Origin of the sequence: Ruminococcus flavefaciens (genome assembly GCF_900108555.1) — a bacterium.
Classification (GTDB): domain Bacteria; phylum Bacillota; class Clostridia; order Oscillospirales; family Ruminococcaceae; genus Ruminococcus; species Ruminococcus flavefaciens_P.
Genome location: NZ_FNWV01000002.1, coordinates 46451 through 65093 on the forward strand (window position 1 = coordinate 46451; position 18643 = coordinate 65093).

18 protein-coding genes are annotated in these 18643 nt (G+C 43.7%); 11 read left to right on the top strand and 7 right to left on the bottom strand.

The window, feature by feature from the left end:
- The 3 genes from BLW60_RS16680 to BLW60_RS03430 all read left to right on the top strand — a co-directional run.
- The coding region (locus tag BLW60_RS16680) for a cellulose-binding protein CttA-related protein (RefSeq protein ID WP_175460875.1) at positions 1-975 on the top strand (975 nt) is incomplete at its 5' end.
- A 408-nt stretch (positions 976-1383) separates the two neighbouring features.
- Positions 1384-3636, top strand: coding sequence for a cellulose-binding protein CttA-related protein (locus tag BLW60_RS16685; protein ID WP_175460876.1), 2253 nt, complete (start codon positions 1384-1386; stop codon positions 3634-3636).
- A gap of 117 nt (positions 3637-3753) precedes the next feature.
- Entirely contained in the window at positions 3754-4674 is a 921-nt protein-coding gene (locus tag BLW60_RS03430) for an NPXTG-anchored protein (protein ID WP_074714498.1), read from the top strand.
- Positions 4675-4742: 68 nt separating this feature from the next.
- Here BLW60_RS03430 and BLW60_RS03435 read toward each other — a convergent pair whose 3' ends face one another.
- Positions 4743-5489: a tRNA 2-thiocytidine biosynthesis TtcA family protein gene (locus BLW60_RS03435; RefSeq protein WP_074714499.1), complete on the bottom strand. Its 747-nt coding sequence runs from the start codon at positions 5487-5489 to the stop codon at positions 4743-4745.
- Between the two features lie 379 nt (positions 5490-5868).
- Between BLW60_RS03435 and BLW60_RS03440 the strand changes: the two genes are divergently transcribed.
- The 6 genes from BLW60_RS03440 (at position 5869) to BLW60_RS03465 (ending at position 11339) form a co-directional block, all read left to right on the top strand.
- On the top strand, positions 5869-6372 hold the full coding sequence (locus tag BLW60_RS03440) for a hypothetical protein (protein WP_074714500.1): 504 nt from the start codon (positions 5869-5871) through the stop codon (positions 6370-6372).
- Positions 6373-6433: 61 nt separating this feature from the next.
- Positions 6434-7105, top strand: a complete 672-nt coding sequence (locus BLW60_RS03445) for a uracil-DNA glycosylase (protein WP_074714501.1) — start codon at positions 6434-6436, stop codon at positions 7103-7105.
- A 12-nt stretch (positions 7106-7117) separates the two neighbouring features.
- Complete coding sequence (metF, locus tag BLW60_RS03450; protein WP_074714502.1) at positions 7118-7978, top strand: methylenetetrahydrofolate reductase [NAD(P)H]; 861 nt, start codon at positions 7118-7120, stop codon at positions 7976-7978.
- Entirely contained in the window at positions 7975-8646 is a 672-nt protein-coding gene (locus BLW60_RS03455; RefSeq protein WP_242872821.1) for a vitamin B12 dependent-methionine synthase activation domain-containing protein, read from the top strand. Before metF ends, BLW60_RS03455 begins: the two co-directional genes overlap by 4 nt.
- A 187-nt stretch (positions 8647-8833) precedes the next feature.
- A complete protein-coding gene (locus tag BLW60_RS03460; protein ID WP_074714503.1) occupies positions 8834-10243 on the top strand; it encodes an ABC transporter substrate-binding protein in 1410 nt (469 codons plus the stop codon).
- 139 nt (positions 10244-10382) lie between these two features.
- Positions 10383-11339, top strand: a complete 957-nt coding sequence (locus BLW60_RS03465) for an NAD-dependent epimerase/dehydratase family protein (RefSeq protein WP_074714504.1) — start codon at positions 10383-10385, stop codon at positions 11337-11339.
- A gap of 49 nt (positions 11340-11388) precedes the next feature.
- Here the strand turns inward: BLW60_RS03465 and BLW60_RS03470 are convergent, their stop codons facing one another.
- The 6 genes from BLW60_RS03470 to BLW60_RS03495 form a co-directional block, all read right to left on the bottom strand.
- Positions 11389-11631 carry an RNA-binding S4 domain-containing protein gene (locus BLW60_RS03470; protein ID WP_019678992.1) on the bottom strand — a complete coding sequence of 81 codons (243 nt, stop codon included), beginning with the start codon at positions 11629-11631 and terminating at the stop codon, positions 11389-11391.
- A gap of 63 nt (positions 11632-11694) precedes the next feature.
- The gene (locus BLW60_RS03475; RefSeq protein ID WP_074714505.1) at positions 11695-11970 is read right to left on the bottom strand and encodes an HU family DNA-binding protein; all 276 of its coding nucleotides are present in this window, start codon (positions 11968-11970) and stop codon (positions 11695-11697) included.
- On the bottom strand, positions 11963-12787 hold the full coding sequence (mazG, locus tag BLW60_RS03480; protein ID WP_074714506.1) for a nucleoside triphosphate pyrophosphohydrolase: 825 nt from the start codon (positions 12785-12787) through the stop codon (positions 11963-11965). The genes BLW60_RS03475 and mazG overlap by 8 nt, the downstream gene beginning before the upstream one ends.
- A 189-nt stretch (positions 12788-12976) precedes the next feature.
- Positions 12977-13972, bottom strand: coding sequence for a tryptophan--tRNA ligase (gene trpS / locus BLW60_RS03485; RefSeq protein WP_074714507.1), 996 nt, complete (start codon positions 13970-13972; stop codon positions 12977-12979).
- Positions 13973-13986: 14 nt separating this feature from the next.
- Positions 13987-14517, bottom strand: coding sequence for a hypothetical protein (locus BLW60_RS03490; protein WP_074714508.1), 531 nt, complete (start codon positions 14515-14517; stop codon positions 13987-13989).
- A gap of 35 nt (positions 14518-14552) precedes the next feature.
- Positions 14553-15746 (bottom strand): aminotransferase-like domain-containing protein, encoded by a 1194-nt coding sequence (locus tag BLW60_RS03495; RefSeq protein ID WP_074714509.1) that lies wholly within the window; start codon positions 15744-15746, stop codon positions 14553-14555.
- A 426-nt stretch (positions 15747-16172) separates the two neighbouring features.
- On the opposite strand from BLW60_RS03495, the gene BLW60_RS03500 reads away from it, so the two are divergent.
- Positions 16173-17756, top strand: coding sequence for a lipid II flippase MurJ (locus BLW60_RS03500; protein WP_278289833.1), 1584 nt, complete (start codon positions 16173-16175; stop codon positions 17754-17756).
- Positions 17757-17819: 63 nt separating this feature from the next.
- On the top strand, positions 17820-18643 hold an 824-nt coding region (locus tag BLW60_RS16690; protein WP_175460877.1), incomplete at its 3' end, for a hypothetical protein.

An 18643-nucleotide genomic window follows, 5' to 3' on the forward strand; every position in this document is an offset into this window, starting at 1 on the left:
AACGGTACAACACCTGGAACCACAACAAGTGGTAACGGTACAACACCAGTTAGCACAACAAGCGGTAACGGTTCAACATCTGTTGAAACAACTACAACAGTTAATACAACTCATCAGGGTGGAAGCGTAACATCTTCAACTAACCCGACAACAGGTGGCGGTATTGAGGTTTCTAACACAAGCTCAACCACATCTACAACTTCAGTAACATCAACAGGCTATAAGGGCTCATATGCTACTATCAAGACTCAGGTAGGTTACTACTTCAGCCATGATAACGGTGTTCGTGCAGACGGACAGAAGGGCGGATTCAATAAGGATCAGGTAGTTAAGCTCGAGATCATTGATGTATACGAAGGCGGTTACGAAGTACCAAGAGCTGAGATCAACTATGATCTTGTAAACTTCAATGGTGCTACACCTGAGAGCGAGTATAACGCTCGTACACACGTTCCGAAGCAGACAACTATAGATGACTTCAAGTACGATGTACCTGTTTACTATGGTGATATGCAGCTCGTTGACAAGGAAGGCAAGCCACTTACAGTGACTGCTTACATCGGCGTTAAGGGCGATGCAACACTTGATAACATGGTAGATTCAGTTGACGCATCTGCTGTTCTCCGTTACTACGCAAGCATTTCTTCTAATGGCAGAGATGTATATGACGTAAAACTCCAGAGCACAGTTGCTGGCTTAAAGGTTGAGTCACCTACAGATGAGCTCGACGAACTCGCTGCATTCCTCGCAGATGTTAACACAAATGAGTGGAGCGCAGACAACTGGCAGACAAAGAAGAACGGAAAGCTTATTGGCGATCCAAATACTTACTCTGCTAACATGAGAAGAATCGACTCTAACGATGCTTCTAAGATCCTTGCATACTATGCAAGAAGATCATCTTCTGACTACAATGATGTATCAAATTACGATATCTGGAACGAGGTTCTCGGAACAGCAAGATTTGGTGCATAAAAGTTAAAAAAAGCACGCCGAAAGGCGTGCTTTTTTTACATAAATTACCGCTTGAAAAAACGTGAAAAAGATGATATAATTAACCCGAAAAAGCTTAATTTTCAGCGAAATACCGAAAAAATAATACAGAAAGTTCAAAAAGGCAAAAATATTACTGTTCATATACGGTCATATTGTGAAATAAGTACAAAAAACGGGAATATTAATCGTCAATAATTTTTGAAAAAAATACACTGTTCTGCTTGACTTATTGGACTTTGTGTGATAAAATGTAGATATGAATTTCTGGGGGAAGTATAGGCATACGCAGATAGTTGCCCCGAAATTAAGCCTGATGCGGAGAGCAACTTGAACAAAAGAAAAGCTTAAAGCAAAAGGGGAATAAACATGTTAGAGAGGTATAGGACAATGAAGAATTCATTATTCAAGAGAGCCATCGCTGTAGTTGCAGCTGCACCAATCGCTCTCACACAGTGTTTAACTTATGCAAACGCTGCAGAAACAAATGACGCTGTTCAGGCTACAGCAAGTACTCAGGGTGAAGAAAATTCAAAGATCACTCTTGACGATCTTCTTTACATTCCTGCTGAAAAGACTGTTTCCGACTGGAACCAGTTATTGTGGGCAAAGCTTGCAACAGCAGTAACAAGATCAGGTAATTTTGATATCACAACAATTGCAAAGAAAGCAATTGAAAAAGCAGGACAGTATAAGGATCTTGTTGAGTACGGCTTAAACGAACTCATCATTCCTAACGGTGTTTCATATAAGATCACTGGAAACAATGATGTTGTGATCTCAGGTAAGATCTCAAATCCTGATTTCAATCGTAATCTTAGCTTAACATCAGGTAACGCACTTGCAGTTCAGGCTGAAAATTATAACGCACCAAATCTTACAAATATCGATTTCTCAGATATCGATGTAAGCGGTGTGTTCACTCTTACAATTGAGACATCCAAGCTTATGGCAGGTACAGAAGTTCCTGTAAAATTTGAGTATAAGACAGCTGATAAGACATATGCAGCAGGCGAACTCTTTGACCTTGCTCTTGATACAATGGCAAAGGTAAAGGCTAAGGGTGATGCAGCGATTGACAAGGAGATTCCTGCTCAGTTCGCTGATCAGGCTAAGGCTGATTACGCTGCTAAGATCAAGCTTGTAACTGATAAGATCGAAAAGGCTAAGAAAAAGTACACTGATGCTATGACAGCTAAGAGAGGTCCAAGTCAGTATCAGAATATTTCTAAAGTAATTGCTAAGGCAAACAACTGGCTCAAGGAGCATAATTATGACAAGAAGGTTACAATCCCTAAAACAGGTGCCGAGATCGCTAAGAACGATGTAGTTCTCAGCATCTATGCAGAACTTCTCAAGAGCATCTCACCTGAGGGCAATATCGATATCACAGCTGAGGATCTCGGAAAGTTTGCTGACAGTGTAACAGATATCCAGGGTACACTTGCAAATGCAGTAGCTAATGGCGAAGCAAGATTCGCTGACGCTGAGCAGGACGAAGTTAAGAAATGGGTTGAGAAGCAGGGATATGCTTTCGTTGACTCATACAAGAAGATCACAGCTAAGGTTGATTTCAGTACAATAAACACAGTTAACGCTGGTTTAGTTGATGTTCAGATCGAGAGAGTTCTCGTAACTGACACAACAACTACAGCAGTTACTACAACATCAACTGAAACAACAACAACTGAGACTACAACTTCATCAACAGAGTCTACAACATCATCAGAGACTACAACATCATCTGATACAACAACATCATCAGAGACAACAACTACATCATCAGAGACTACAACATCTTCTGAAACAACAACATCATCAGAGACTACAACATCATCTGACACAACTACAACATCAGATACAACAACTTCATCTACATCAACATCATCTGATACAACAACATCTTCAACTACAACAACTCCTCCTGATGTTACAATCACAACATCTATCATCAAGACATATGTAACAGCTGATACAGAGGCTGCATACTATGTAAGCATTGATGAAGCATTCGATAAGGCTCAGGTTTCAAATGTAATTCTCCACGAGAGATACATTGAAGGCTACACGATCAACGGCAAGACTGTAGTATCCGGTGAGAAGGAAAATACAAAGGACATCACAGCTGATGTTACATTTGGTACAGCTACACCATCAAATACATACAAGTCTGACAATGCAGGCTTCAAGTATGAAGTTCCTGTATACGCTAACGGCGCAGCACTCAAGGACATCGACGGAAACGACGTTAAAGTAACAGTTTACATCGCTCTCAAGGGTGATGCTAACCTCGATAACCTCGTTGACTCAAACGATGCTTCACAGGTACTCGCTTACTACGCTAAGCTTTCAACAAACAGCGATCCATATGACATCAACCTTTCAAAGAGCACACTCGCAACATCACCAACATCTGAGTACGAAGAGTTCGCAGCATTCCTTGCTGACGTTCACCACGGTTCAGATAAGGCAGTAGAGAGAACAGTAAAGAAGGATAAGAGACTCATTGACTCTAACGATGCTTCCAAGATCCTCGCATACTATGCAAGAAAGTCTTCATCTGATTACAACGATAAGACTGACAAGCAGATCTGGGATGAAGTTTTAAGTACAGCTTCAAAATCAACAACTACAACTGACTGATCGGCTGTATCAGACATTAAAAGATAAGACGTAAAAAATAAAAGAGTGTGATCCGCCGCTTTCGCGGCGGCGGATTTACATATATAATTCTAAAATTTTCTGAAAGGAATAATGACAATGAAGAAGAATACTTTAAAGAGTGCTTTTGCTGCACTCGCAGTTTCTGCTGTAGCACTTTCAGCTTCTGCTGTTTCTGCATTCGCTGCAGGTCCTGCTGCTGGTCAGGAATATGCTTTAAACGGTCTTGATCCAAGCAAGGCTGCTACAAAGCCTACACTTACACTCACACAGGAGAAGATTTCTCTTGCAGAGGCTAAGGCTAACCCAACACGTAAGATCGAACTCTCAGTAAAGGGTGCTGACGGTAAGTACGCTCCAACAGGTCTCCACATCCAGTTCGACAGCAGACTCAAGGTTGTTGAGGAAGATGGATTCTATGCTGAGCTCGGCGCTGCTGGTAAGAGACTCTCACAGGAGCAGCAGGGCGACGGCGCTAACGGCTTCTTTGTAGCAACAGCTGCTTCAACAGATGCTGGTAAGGACGGCGTTCTCTGGACATTCCAGCTCACACTTCCTTCTGATGTTAAGGAAGGCGACAAGTTCCCAATCGAGATCGCATACAAGAGCAAGCCAACAGCTGAAGACCTCTTCACAAACGGTGATAAGGATGCTGAAGGTCAGCTCATGCAGGCTTGGGTATTTACTCAGGGTATCGAGCAGGGCTACATTGAGATAGAGCAGCCTCCTACATCATCATCTACAACAACTACTACAACTACTACAACAACTACAACTACTACAACTACATCTACAACAACTACAACAACTACAACAACATCTGGTTCATCAACAACTTCTACTTCAACAGCTGCTGGTTCAACAAATAAGAAGACAACAGCTAAGGCTACAACAACTAAGAAGGCTACAACAGCTAAGAAGGATTCACCTAAGACAGGTGTTGCTGGTGCAGGCGTAGCAGTTGCAGGTCTTGCAATCGCTGTAGGTACAGCATTCGCTCTTAGAAAGAAGGAAGACTAATTAAATTAGTCCGTAATTCTAAATGAATTATTAAAGGCTCTCCTTTTGGAGAGCCTTTTTGCTGTATGTCAGTCCTTTGATTTAGGAGGAGTCCAGCTGATACCGCCCCAGCCGTCGATATTTGCGCGCTGCATCGCTCCGAAAAGCCTGTCCTTGAAGCCGTGGTCGTTACGCTCCATTTCAGCAAGGAAGTCCTTGGTTTTCTGTCTATTTGTGTGACCGTCCGCAGGACAGACGGACTTAACAACGGGCAGCTCAATACGTCTTGCTGTGCGGCGTATCTCCTTTTCGGGAGCAAGTACAAGGGGACGGATAACCGTGACTTTTTTATGTGTAAGATAAGTACTCGGCGAAAAGCAGCCGATACGCCCCTCGGTGAACAAATTCATTACAAAAGTCTCGACCGCGTCATCGTAGTTGTGACCGAGTGCGACTTTATTGCAGCCGAGTTCGTTTGCAGCATCATGGAGCGCACCTCGCCTCATTCGCGCACAGAGACTGCACGGGCTTGGTTCTTTTCGTACATCGAAAACTATCTCTGCGATCTGAGTTTTAATAACGTGATACTCAATGCCTTCTTTTTCGCATAGCTGAGCAATGGGGGAAAAATCCATAGTCCCGTTTGTAAATCCCATATCAAGAGTAACAGCCACTATTTCGTAATCAATGCCGATGAATTTTCGCAGGAAGTGTAGTCCCTTCATAAGTACAAGACTGTCCTTTCCACCCGAAACACCGACAAGTATGCGGTCACCGTCGGATATGAGCCCGTAATTCTGTATGGCTTTTCGCATATATCCAAGAATTTTCTGCATAAATATTCTCCAATCATAAAAGAAGTACGGATATATTATATCATTTCACGGGCGTAAAAGCAAGCTTACGGGGTGTGTGCCGAAAACAACGATATATGGTTACTTCCCATTTGTTTGTATGTCTGAAAAGCCGTTCTCATTTCGTTTATATTAATATAGTAAGCGTAAAAATCAATGGTTGCTCACATACATATTATTATCCAAAAAAGAACGCAAAAAGTGATGAAACATATTTTAAAGAAATTTGCAAATAAAACTTGCAAAGTATGAAAAAATATATTATAATAGAAATGGACTATTTTGTATCGGTTCGGAAATATAAAGAAGCGGACGGATACGTTGAAACTGAAAGGAGAGGCGCAGTGCGCCTGAAAAATAAATGACACAACAGATGAGAAATCTTTTGATCTTACTTGCCGCTATCGTTGTTGTACTTATACTTATAATACTTTTATTCAGCGGAAAAAGTGCATTCAGACGTTTTCTTTCATTATTCCTTGAGGAGCGTTCTGATGACTATGACGACGGAGATATGCCTGTGAAATCTGCTCCTGCGAACAGAGCACCTCAGCAGCACGACAGAAGAGGTGGTCAGAATGACGAGTTTGCTCAGCAGAAGCGTACATCTGAGCCTATTGTTGAAATGGCTACTCTTATAAGAAAGAGCGATGACCGTATGAGGATCATCGAAAGCACGGGACAGGTAAAGCTGGTCGATGAATATTATGAACTTATCTTTGTTACGAGAAAAGGTCAGAAGCTGAAGATCGAGTGTTCTGCGGAGGCATATGATAAGGTGCCTTTCAATCAGCAGGGTTCACTTACATACAGGCGCAATACCCTTGTAAAGTTCAAGTATTATGAGGATACAGTTTTCAATTAATGAGAGAGGGGGGCGGCTCAATTGCCGTCCCCTGTTTTAATACAACGCATATGGAGGAAGTATGGTAAGCTTTAATAACGATTGGGACGAGCTTCTGAAAAATGAATTCACCAAGGATTACTACCTTAAACTCAGGCAGACGCTTATAAACGAGTACAGAACACAGCGTATTTTCCCTGGTATGTACGATATTTTCAACGCTCTGAAGTATACATCTTATGAAGATGTAAGGTGTGTTATAATCGGACAGGATCCATATCACGGCGAAGGACAGGCTCACGGACTGAGCTTCTCTGTACGAAAGGGAATAGCTCCGCCGCCGTCGCTTATCAATATTTTCAAGGAGATAAGGGAAGATGTGGGCATAGATAACTTAGGCAAGCACGGTGAGCTGACAAAGTGGGCAAAAGAGGGAGTGCTTTTGCTCAATTCCGTACTTACAGTACGCGCAAATCAGGCAAGAAGTCATCACGGCATAGGCTGGGAGAACTTCACCACCGATGTTATACAGCTTCTTAATAAGCGTGAAAAGCCTATGGTGTTCATGCTCTGGGGCGGAGATGCCAAGACAAAACAGCAGTACATAACAAACCCTGCGCATCTTGTCTTAAAGGCTGCACACCCAAGTCCGCTTTCGGCGTACAACGGATTTTTCGGATGCAGGCACTTCTCAAAGGCAAATCAGTTCCTGCGCGAAAAGGGGCTGGGCGAGATCGACTGGTCAATAGAATAACGGAGGATATATATGCATATCAAAGAGCTTTTTAAAGATAAGACCGTGTTTTCATTCGAGGTATTCCCGCCGAAGAAAACAAGTCCTGTCGATGTAATATACAGTACACTTGATGAACTCAACGATCTTCACCCTGATTTCATAAGTGTTACCTTTGGTGCAGGCGGAAGCGGCAACAGCCGCTACGCGCTTGAAATAGCTTCTAAAATAAAGGAAAGCGGCATAATACCAATGCTTCATCTGCCCTGTATCAATTTTACTAAAAGTGAGATAGATGCTGCACTTGATGAGGCAAAAGAACGCGGCATCGAGAATATACTTGCACTGAGGGGAGATATAAACCCTGACATACCGCCTGTAAATGATTTCAGCTATGCAAGCGACCTTATCACGTACATAAAGTCAAAGGGAGATTTCGACATTGCAGGAGCTTGCTACCCTGAGTGTCACCCCGATGCGGATAGTCTTGTTGATGATATAATCAATCTCAGGAAAAAGGTGGAAGCAGGTGCAGACCACCTTATAACACAGCTTTTCTTTGACAATGACAATTTCTACGAATTCCGCGAAAAGGCAGCTATTGCAGGAATAAATATACCGATAGAAGCAGGAATAATGCCTGTTGTAAATAAAAAGCAGATCGAGCGCATGGTAACTACCTGCGGCGCAAGTCTGCCGAGCAAATTCGTGCGTATAATGACCAAATACGAGCATAATCCCGAAGCTCTCCGCGATGCAGGCATAGCCTATGCGGTAAACCAGATAGTTGACCTTGTGGCAAGCGGAGTTGACGGAATACATCTTTATACCATGAATAATCCTTATGTCGCCCGTAAGATAAGCGAAGCTGTTTCGGGCATCATAAAAACATGATAGAGCTTGATCCCATATCCATATCGGAAGCCGCGCGGTATATGGGTATCAAGGGCACACCGACGGATACCATATCTGATATGCTTGAACGCTGCGAAAGGCTTGTGCGTCAGCGTGTAAGACCTAAATATGTGTATCTGGAGACCTCTGTCGATTACACTGACGATGGAGTAGTTCTCGGAGCAATGTCAGAACCCCTTACGGGAGAAGATATAAAAAGACATCTCAGCGGCTGTACCCGTGCAATAATGCTTGCGGCAACTCTTTCTCAGGAAGCGGATAAGCTTATCCGACAGGCTGCTGTTACAGATATGGCGGAGTCACTTGCCATAGACTGTCTATGCAGTGCAGCTGTTGAACAGGTCTGCGACCGCGCTGAGCAGGAGATATTTGCAAAACACGAATACCCGTACAGAACATGGCGTTTCAGTCCAGGATACGGCGACCTTCCTATCTCATTACAGAGAAGTTTTCTTATCGCCCTTAACGCTCAGAGAAGGATAGGTCTTACTGCGACTGAAAGCTCCCTGCTGATCCCGTCAAAATCCGTTACAGCGATAATAGGCATATCCGAAACAAAGATAGAGCGCGGCAAGCGCGGATGTGCGGTCTGTAATATGCGTGAAAGCTGTGCTTTCAGAGCAGCCGGGAACACTTGCAGCAGATAATTATGTGCATATAGCCGAAATATATCACAGTATAATTAAACAATATGTGAACAATTCACTATAAAAGTGTTAAAAGTCTATGAAATTTTTATATTGACATAAACCAAGACAAAGTGATATAATTAGGTAAAGTGAAAGAGTATAAATTATCGGGTAATAACAGGGCGATATTAAAAGGAGTTTGAGGATGAAAAGAGTAAGATATTTCATTTCAGCATTGCTTATAGCTGCAATGTCGATGTCTTTACTTGCTTGCAGCAGCAAGAAAGACGAAAAGTCGACGGGCAATGCCAAGGAGCTGGACTCTGATCTGAGAAACGAAATACGTCAGAATGCGGAAAAATCTGAGCTTCTTACAGGCGATAAGCTTGAAAACGGAGAAATAAAGTGGCTCTCTGACTGGGACATCAATCCCGACGGTACAGGCAAGAACGTACCTATTGACCTTGCGGTATTTCAGGAGAGATACGGCGGAAGTGTCAAATACTACAGCTGTACCTATGAGGACAGGTATGAGAAACTTACAGAGTATATGAGCTCAGGCGAGGGCATAGATTTCTTCTATGGAGGAAATCTGGACGCTTTCCCAAGAGGTGCGGTAAAGAATATGTTTGTACCCGCAGATGACTATATTGACTTTGATTCTCCTCTCTGGGAGGACGTTAAGGACGTCAACGACCAGTTCCTGTGGAACGGAAAACATTATATGGCAGGAGTTCAGGCTACGGGAGATACTGTAGCTGTAGTGTATAACAAAAAGACTGTAGCGGAAGCAGGTCTGGAAGATCCCGCTGATCTTTACGCAAGAGGAGAGTGGACATGGGATACCTTCCAGGATATGCTTGAGAAGTTTGTAGATACCGACAATCAGAAATACGGCATAGACGGCTGGTGGTTTGAATTCGGTCTTATGAATACCATTGGCGTACCGCCTGTAGGTCTTGAGGACGGCAAGCTTGTAAACAATCTCAGCGATCCGAGTATGGAGCGCGTCCAGAACTGGATATACGATCTGTACCAGAAGAACTGCATCGCTATAGGTGTCGGAGATTTCGGCTGGGATACCAAGCCTGCATACATAGGCGAAGGAAAAACGCTGTTTTACCCTATCGGTCTGTACGATTTCTACATGGAAAAGGACAAATGGACTGCAAAATACGGCGAAGACGTATTCTTTGTGCCAATGCCAAAAGATCCCGAAGCAGATGAATATTATGTGCCTACAGGACTGGAAGCGTATATGTTTGTAAGCGGCGGTTCAAATCCTGAGGGCGTAGCCAGATACCTTGACTGCAAGAGATTTGCTCATCTTGATCCGAAAACGAAGGAGATAGCAGACCAGCAGTTCAAAGATGACTACGGCTGGACACAGGAAATGCTGGATATGAAAGATAGTATGCAGGAACTCGCAGAGGATAACCCCACTATAGATATCTCAAGGGGCGTTTCTCAGGACTGCGGAAATCTTCTTAATGATTCACTTAGGCTTACCGCAAGAGGTACACCGTGGAACGAGACTTATGAGTCTATTAATGCAACAGTTGACAAGTATCTTGAAAAAATCAATTCTGATCCCGATCCTTCAGATGTAAACTGAGACGGATACGGGTAGAGTAGAGTTGCGGAAAGCTAATTAAACGGAGAAAAATAAGATAATAAGTTCATTTAGGAATATGATGTTTTAATTCAGAGGATAAATAAGATATTATTTAAGTTGGAGAAAGGAGGCTATGATCATGGAGAAAGTACTGGTAACAGGCGGATGTGGATTAATAGGGCAGCACATTTGCTCAGGACTCCTCAAGAAAGGCTTTGAGGTCATAGCTATTGACAGAGAGGAATCAGGTTATAACGAAGGGAAGCTTCACTATTCATCAGTAATATGTTCACCTACAGATAAGAATGCTATAGCTGAGGTGTTTGAAAATAATAAGATCGACATTGTGATCTTTGCAGGCTGTACGGTAGATAACGATCTCGGACCTATCATATCAGACGAGCAGATGAACGAGAGCGCATCAGTGGATAAGTTTATCTATCGTTATGCATTGACAGATGAGAACGTAAAAAAGGTGATACTGCTAAGTACCGATCAGGTATATCAGTTCCCGAAGTCGCGTGAGCCTATACGTGAGGACAGCGATCTGAAGCCTATCACGAATTATGCTGTAATGAAGTATAAATCCGAAAAGGCACTTGTCAGCGAGTTGGCTCATCATAAGGAAACGATATGCTGTATCATACGTTTTTCACCAGTATATACGCTTAATTTTACGGATAACCTTATATCCAAGATAACAGATCCGAAGGACGGTTCGTATTTCGTATACGGACAGGGACAGTACGGATTTCAGATGTGCTGTATCCACAATCTTGTTGATTTTATACTGTGCTATACAAAGATTGCAGATAATACATCATACAGCGGAGTATACAACGTAGGCGACAAGCTTCCTACTACGGCGGCTGATATAATCACATTCATGCGTGAAAAGCATCGTCTCGGCGCAGTAATGCAGAAACAGCCCGCAGGAACGTTTTCAAAGCTGAAAGGAATGTTCAGCACCAATAAGGACGAAAAGACCAATTATCGCTACCTTGACCTCTCAAAGGTAGAGAATAATAATCTGTTGGATAATACAAAGGCGAGAAAGTTTGTAAACTTCCGCTGGGATATCCATAATACGAAATAAAAAGGACGGAGTTATCCGTCCTTTTTTCTATGTGTATTAATGCGCTGTCTTATTCTATTACCGTATAGTTATCTGCTGCATTTTCCTTTGTAGCGTGTTCTGTAACGCTGAGCACCTTTACCTTTAACGGGCGTGTACCCATATTTATCTCTATTATATCGCCGACTTTTACATCGTAAGAAGCTCTTGCAGCCTTGCCGTTGACTACTATCTTCTCGGCATCGCAGGCTTCATTGGCAACTGTGCGGCGTTTTATAAGCCTTGTGACTTTGAGGTATTTATCAAGTCTCATAATATCTCCTTCCGTATTGTATGGATAAATAAAAGGGGGACAGTAAACTGTCCCTCTTTGTAATTACTTGTTGATAGCTTCCTTAAGACCCTTGCCGGCCTTGAAAGCAGGTGCCTTGCATGGAGGGCAAACCATCTTAGCCTTTGTCTTAGGATTGATGCAAGTCTTTTCGCCTCTCTCACGAACCTCGAATGTACCGAAGCCTGTGAGGCAAACCTTGCTGCCGCTTTCGAGAGTCTCCTGAATAGCTGAAAGAGTAGCCTCAAGAGCTGCGGAAGCGTCCTTCTTTGTGCATTTAGCCTTCTCTGCTATAGAATTGATAAGCTCAGTCTTAGTCATTTTTCTGTTCCTCCGTTTTACAAATTATTGATTTGGCTTTGTCCCAATAGATGTCAAGCTCTTCAATAGGAAGATTTTTCATGTCAACGTTTTCTGCGGATAAAAGGTCTTCTGTAACAGAAAAACGTTTAATGAACTTTTCAGTTGCAGCTTTCAGTGCAAGCTCTGCATCAACGCCCAAAAGACGCGCTGCATTTACACATGAAAACAGCAGATCGCCGATCTCCTCTTCGATATTAGCTTTGTCGCCGCTGATGACGGCAGCATCGAGTTCAGCTTTTTCGTTTGCGATACAAGCTATAGCGTCCTCGGCACAGCGGAAATCCATACCTGCGCGCATCGCCCTTTTGCCTACCTTCTGTGCTCTCATAAGAGCGGGAAGGGACTTTGCAACGCTTGTAAGAGTATCCGTGTATCTTTCCTGCCCCTTTGTTTCCATTTTGATAGCGTCCCAGTTTTTTAGCACCTGATCGGTGGTATTAGCTGTGACATCTCCGAAAACATGGGGGTGGCGGATAATTAGCTTTTTGCAGATCTCATCGCAAACATCATCAAAGGTAAACGAATTAGTTTCCTCCTCGATCCTGCAATGAAAAACGACCTGAAGCAGAACGTCGCCCAGCTCTTCTCTGAGAAGATCTGTGTCCTCGAGGTCGATAGCCTCGATAACTTCACAGGTCTCTTCAATGAAGTCGCTCTTGATCGACTTGTGGGTCTGTTCTCTATCCCACGGGCAGCCGCCCTCGCCTCTCAGAAGTCTTACAATATCGAGCAAATCGTTGATGGAATAATGCTCTTTCTGCTGATATTCAACCATAGGAAAACACTCCCTTAAAGACGGGCTATGTTATATAATACCCTAATTTTTGATAAATTGCAACCTTTTTTTTACAATTTTGTTAATTCCGAAGAAAATAATGCTTATAACAGCCGCGCTTTGTATATTTTTGCTATATAATTACAACAAGTTATATTTTCTTAGGCATCAAAACATAGCCAAATATTATTATCTATCTACAAAACCGACCTTGTGGAAAGCCTTTGAGACTATCCTTCCGGAGTATCTGAGTGCCTTTTGCGCACCTTCTGTATAGCACTGTTTCAGGAAAGCCTTGTCGCTGCTGAGCTTTGCAAACTCGGTGCGGACAGGTTCGAGGTGATCTGCAACAGCTTCGCCGACAGCAAGCTTGAAGTCGCCGTAGCCCTTGCCTGCAAATTCAGACTCGATAGCCTTAAAGTCCTTTCCTGTAACGCATGAGTATATAGTCATGAGGTTATTGATGCCGTCCTTGCCCTCACGGTAGCATACCTCAGCTTCGCTGTCTGTAACAGCTCTCTTGAACTTGCGGATAATAGTATCCTTGTCGTCGAGGATAAGTATGCAGGCGTTGGGATTATCGTCGGATTTGGACATCTTCTTTGTAGGTTCTTGGAGAGACATGATCTTTGCGCCTACTTCGGGGATATACGGCTCGGGAAGCGTGAAGAAATCGCCGTAACGCTGATTGAAACGCTGAGCGATATTTCTTGCAAGCTCCAGATGCTGCTTCTGATCCACACCTACAGGTACGAGATCAGCGTTGTATGCAAGGATATCCGCAGCCATGAGCACAGGGTATGTGAAAAGACCCGAGTTTATATCGTCAGGGTGCTTCTGGCTCTTGTCCTTGAACTGAGTCATTCTTGAAAGCTCACCGAACTGTGTATTACAGCCGAGTATCCAGTTGAGCTCTGCGTGTGTGGGAGCATGGCTCTGGATAAAGAGTATCGATCTCTGAGGATCAACTCCGCAAGCCATAAGAAGTGCGTATGAATTAAGTGTATTCTGACGGAGCTTAGCAGGCTCCTGTCTTACTGTGATAGCGTGCATATCAACAACGCAGTATATGCAGTTGTACTGTTCCTGCAAAGCACCCCAGTTTCTGACAGCACCTATATAGTTGCCGAGGGTAAATGTGCCTGTAGGCTGGATACCGCTGAATATCAGCTTTTTATCGTCCATTAGTGTGATTCTCCTTACTTAGTAGCAGCATTTCTTCTGTCAGCCTCGTCCTTGAGCTGGCAGCTTCTGATCTCGCTGAGAACGCGCTGATAGAGCACATAGAATGAACGGAGCTCAGGCTCTGTCTCAGGGATAAGACCTGCTTTGAGTTCTGTCATGTATACGCCGCTCTTAGTGAGAAGGAATATCTTGTTTGTTCTGCCCTTAGGAAGGTCAAAACGCTTTGTCTTTTCACATTTAGGAAGGAGCTGACCTGCATTTGCAACGAGAGTATGTGCAGCCTGAACGAGGTTTCTGTACTTCTGTGAAGCTCCTGTGTACTCGCCGCCGTTGTTGAAGTAGATATTAGCAGCACCGTTGATGAAACATACCATAGTTGTAAGAACTTCTGATGACATAGGGATATCGATAACAACGCCGAAAACATCGGTTTTCTTGAGCTTGCTGAATGTATCGAAGTACTCAGCAGGGAAGTTGATAGCCTGTCCTCTTGTCATAAGGTATTTCTGTGTGACATTATATCTGTCGGTCATTCTGTTTGGCATAATAAAAATTTCCTTTCAAAGTAATTTTTTCTTTTTTAGTCGAGCATTTCTCTTGTCATGCGGGCAAGGATATCCATACCCTTCTTTATCTGCTCGTTTGTAGGTGTTGAATAATTAAGACGGAACGAGTGACTGATCTCGTTCTGGTCGATGCTGAAAGAGTTGCCGGGTACAACAGCGATCTTGTACTGCTGAACAGCCTTCTTGCAGAAGTCGTTCATATCGCAGTTCTCGGGAAGGTCGCACCATACGAACAGACCGCCCTGGGGCTTTGTATAGTGTATCTTCTTTGAGAATTCGTTGTCGATGTATCCGCACATAAGGTCACATTTTTCCTTGTATATAGCGCGGAGCTTCTTGAAATGAGCTTCTCTGTCAACAGTTGTCATAAATCTGTGGGAAACCACCTGTGCCCACATATTCGAGTGAACGTCAGCAACCTGCTTGCAAACTACCATTTTCTGAATGATAGGAGCAGGAGCGGAGCAGTAGCCTGTTCTGAAGCCTGATGAGATTATCTTTGAGAATGTGCTGGAGTAGATTACTCTGCCCTCGGTATCAAAGCTCTTTATGCAGGGAACGTTTTCTCCCTCAAAGCGGAGCTCGCCGTACGGGTCGTCCTCAAGGATAATGAAGTCATACTTGCAGGCAAGTTCGTAGACAGCCTTGCGCTTTTCCAGAGACATAGTCTTGCCTGTTGGGTTCTGGAAATTGGGGATAAGATAGAGGAGCTTGACATTCTTGTCTTTTTTGAGGACATCTTCAAGCTTTTCGAGATCAATACCGTCATCTTCCATTTCCACGCCAACAAGGTTGACATTGTATGAGCGGAAAGCGTTGAGCGAACCTATAAAGCTTGGTGACTCGCAGAGGAGAGTATCGCCCTCATTGAGCAGTACCTTACATGAAAGCTCGTTAGCCTGCTGACCGCCTGATGTAATGATAAGGTCGTCAAATTCCTTGTGGAAGCAATTCTTTTCTGTCATCCAGCCTTTAAGGAAATCACGCAGGGGAGTATAGCCCTCAGTGACGCTGTACTGGAGTGCAAGAATAGGGTCGTTTTTGAGAAGATCAGCAGAGATCTCAGCGATCCTTTCCTTAGGGAAAGCTTCGGGAGCAGGGTTGCCTGCTGCGAAGGAGATTACCTCAGGATCGGAAGTGAACTTGAGGATTTCTCTGATTGCAGAAGCCTGAAGCTTGCTGACCTTGTCTGAGAATTTATAATCCATGATAAAAACCAGCCTTTCGTCTGTTTGATAACTATAATCAGTCCAATTTACATTATAACACATAATTTACAATAAATCAATATCTGCGTTGATTTTTATAGTAATTAGTAATCCGCAAACAGTGATTATTGGTCAGTATGTATAAAACATCAGCGACGGCGTCCTCGGCGTTCCGCGCCTCAATTAGAACTAAGAACTAAGTTGGGGCGGATATTATCCGCCCGAGCCTTACGATGAAAATAACATGATACCATGTGTAGGGACGCGCATTGCGCGTCCGCCAATTACGCATAAACTCCAAATGACATACTGTAGGGGCTGCCTCAGCTCGCATAATATCATTTGTTTCGGCATATATTTCTGTGAAAAACTATTTTATGTTAAGGCACATATGGGAGGCGGTCAATACTGAAAAAGCAGAATTTCATAAAGGGCTCTATAATACTTATGATATCGGCAGCGGCGGCGAAGCTGCTTGGAGCGGTTTTCAAGATACCGCTGACGAATATACTTGGCGGAGTGGGCATGAGCTATTTCAGCTGCGCATACAGCCTTTTCATGCCTGTGTATTCTCTCACAGTAACTGGACTCAGCTCCGCAGTCGCACGTATGACAGCACAGAGCGCGGCACTTGGTATGTATGCCAATGCGGCGAAAGTCCGCAGAACAGCGTTGACTATCTTCTCGCTTGCAGGACTTGTTGGCAGTCTGCTCATATTCCTTCTTGCAAAGCCTTTCAGTGTTTACAGCATAGGCAGTCCCGAAGCATGGTTAGCAGTGGCGATGATAGCTCCTGCGGTATTTTTCGGCTGTATAACGGCGGTGGAGCGTGGATACTACGAGGGCATGAGCAATATGTATCCTACAGCGTTTTCTCAGGTAGCTGAGGGAATAGTAAAGGCAGCAGCAGGACTTCTGCTGTGCGGATACGTGATGAACTATCCGCAGGTAATTACAGGATATTTCCCGTATATAACGGATATCCGCGCAATAGCTGCGGCGGCAGGCATAGCAGGAGTAACTCTTTCAACCGCAGGCGCAGCCCTTTTCTTTGGAGCAGTAAGACTGTTCACTAAAACCCCCGAGAGCAGCGAGAGCTATGTTATGAGCAGAAAAGCCATAGTACGCGAGCTGATGGCAACAGCTCTGCCCGTGGGAGTGAGTGCCCTTGTGACAAATCTTACGGCATTGATAGATATGTGGACAGTAATAGGCTGTATATCGTATTTTGGCAGCAGTATGACTGCACCTGAGGGCGTTTCGGAAGGGGAGCTCCCTTACTTTATATATGGTTCGTTTGCAGGCATAGCACTTACGGTGTTCAATCTTGTGCCGTCAGTAACGAATATGCTTGGCAAGGGCGCACTTACCTGTATAACGGCTGCATACGAGAACAAGGACAAAAAGGCTCTTGAGTACGGCACATTGCAGGCACTTCTTACATCTGCGGTAATAGCCGTACCTGCGGCAGTTGGAATGACGGTACTTGCTCCCGAACTGCTAAGCTTTCTCTATCCTCAGCAAACAGATGAAGCAGCCTTTTGCGTTGACTCACTGCGCTGGCTCATGGTCGGAATGGTATGTTTATGCGTGTCCTATCCGCTTTTCAGTATGCTCCAGGCAGTAGGAAAAACATCATCGCCGCTGAAAATAATGCTTCTCGGCACGGCTGTAAAGCTTATGGGAAATCTTGCACTCATACCATTTATGGGAGTTGACGGTGCAGCGCTGTCAACATCGCTGTGTTATGCTGTGATACTTATTGTATCTCTCAGGACTTACATAAAAGCGACCAAATTGCATATCGGCGCAGCTCAATTCGGAAAAGTTGTGTATTCGGGAGCAATGTGCGGCGGAGCAGCATATCTGGTATCGTCTGTGCTGAAAAAAGCAGAAGCATCGCAAATCACGGTCATTGCTGCTTCTGCGGCAGTAGGAGGGATAGTATATCTGGGACTGATAGTTACGCTTATGGGTAAGATAAGCACAAAACGCAGTAAAAGTGCATAAAAGTACTTGCATTTTTGTTTTTTTTGTGATATTATACAATTATTAAATCAAGGGGGCAGAATAATGAATAATATCCTTAAAAAATTGACAGCAATCACAGCAGCATTTTCTGTTATATGTGCTTCACCGATATTCAGCGCATATGGAGCAGGAAGCGCAACAGGAGACAAATACGAGTTCAATGGCATTGATCCTGAGAAGTCAACAGTCAAGCCGACAATATCACTCAGCAAGATCGAGATCTCATTGGACGAAGCCAAAAAATCGCCTGTTCAGTCTATCGAAATGAGTATCAAGGATGCTGACAAGAAGTATGTAGCTACAGGTATCCATGTAAGATATGATGACAGATTGAAGCTCGTAGAGCGCGACGAAATGATAGCTGAGAGAGGTCCTGCTATCAAGAATCTTGGAATAGAACTCTCCGAAGAAGACAATTGCATCTTTCTTGTTACAGCAGGTTCGGGCGATTACGGCCGTAACGGTGTAATGTGGACATTTGATCTCAGACTTCCCGATAACGTGAAGGCAGGCGACCTTTTTCCTGTAAATATAGAATACGATGCTGAGAATGACCTGTTTGCTTCTATCGCTAAAAAGGAAAATACAAAATATATGGAAGCATGGCTGTTTACCAAGGGCATCGAGCAGGGCTACATCAAGATAAAAGATGACGAACCGACTACAACATCGACAGCAGCAACTACAGCAACAACATCGGCAGCTACTACAGAAACCACATCAGCAGCAACTTCTTCAACTACAACTGTAAAGCCAACAGAGACTACAAATAAGACAACTTCAACTACAACTGTAAAGCCAACAGAAACAACAAAGAAGACAACTTCAACAACAACTGTAAAGCCTACAGAAACTACAAAGAAGAC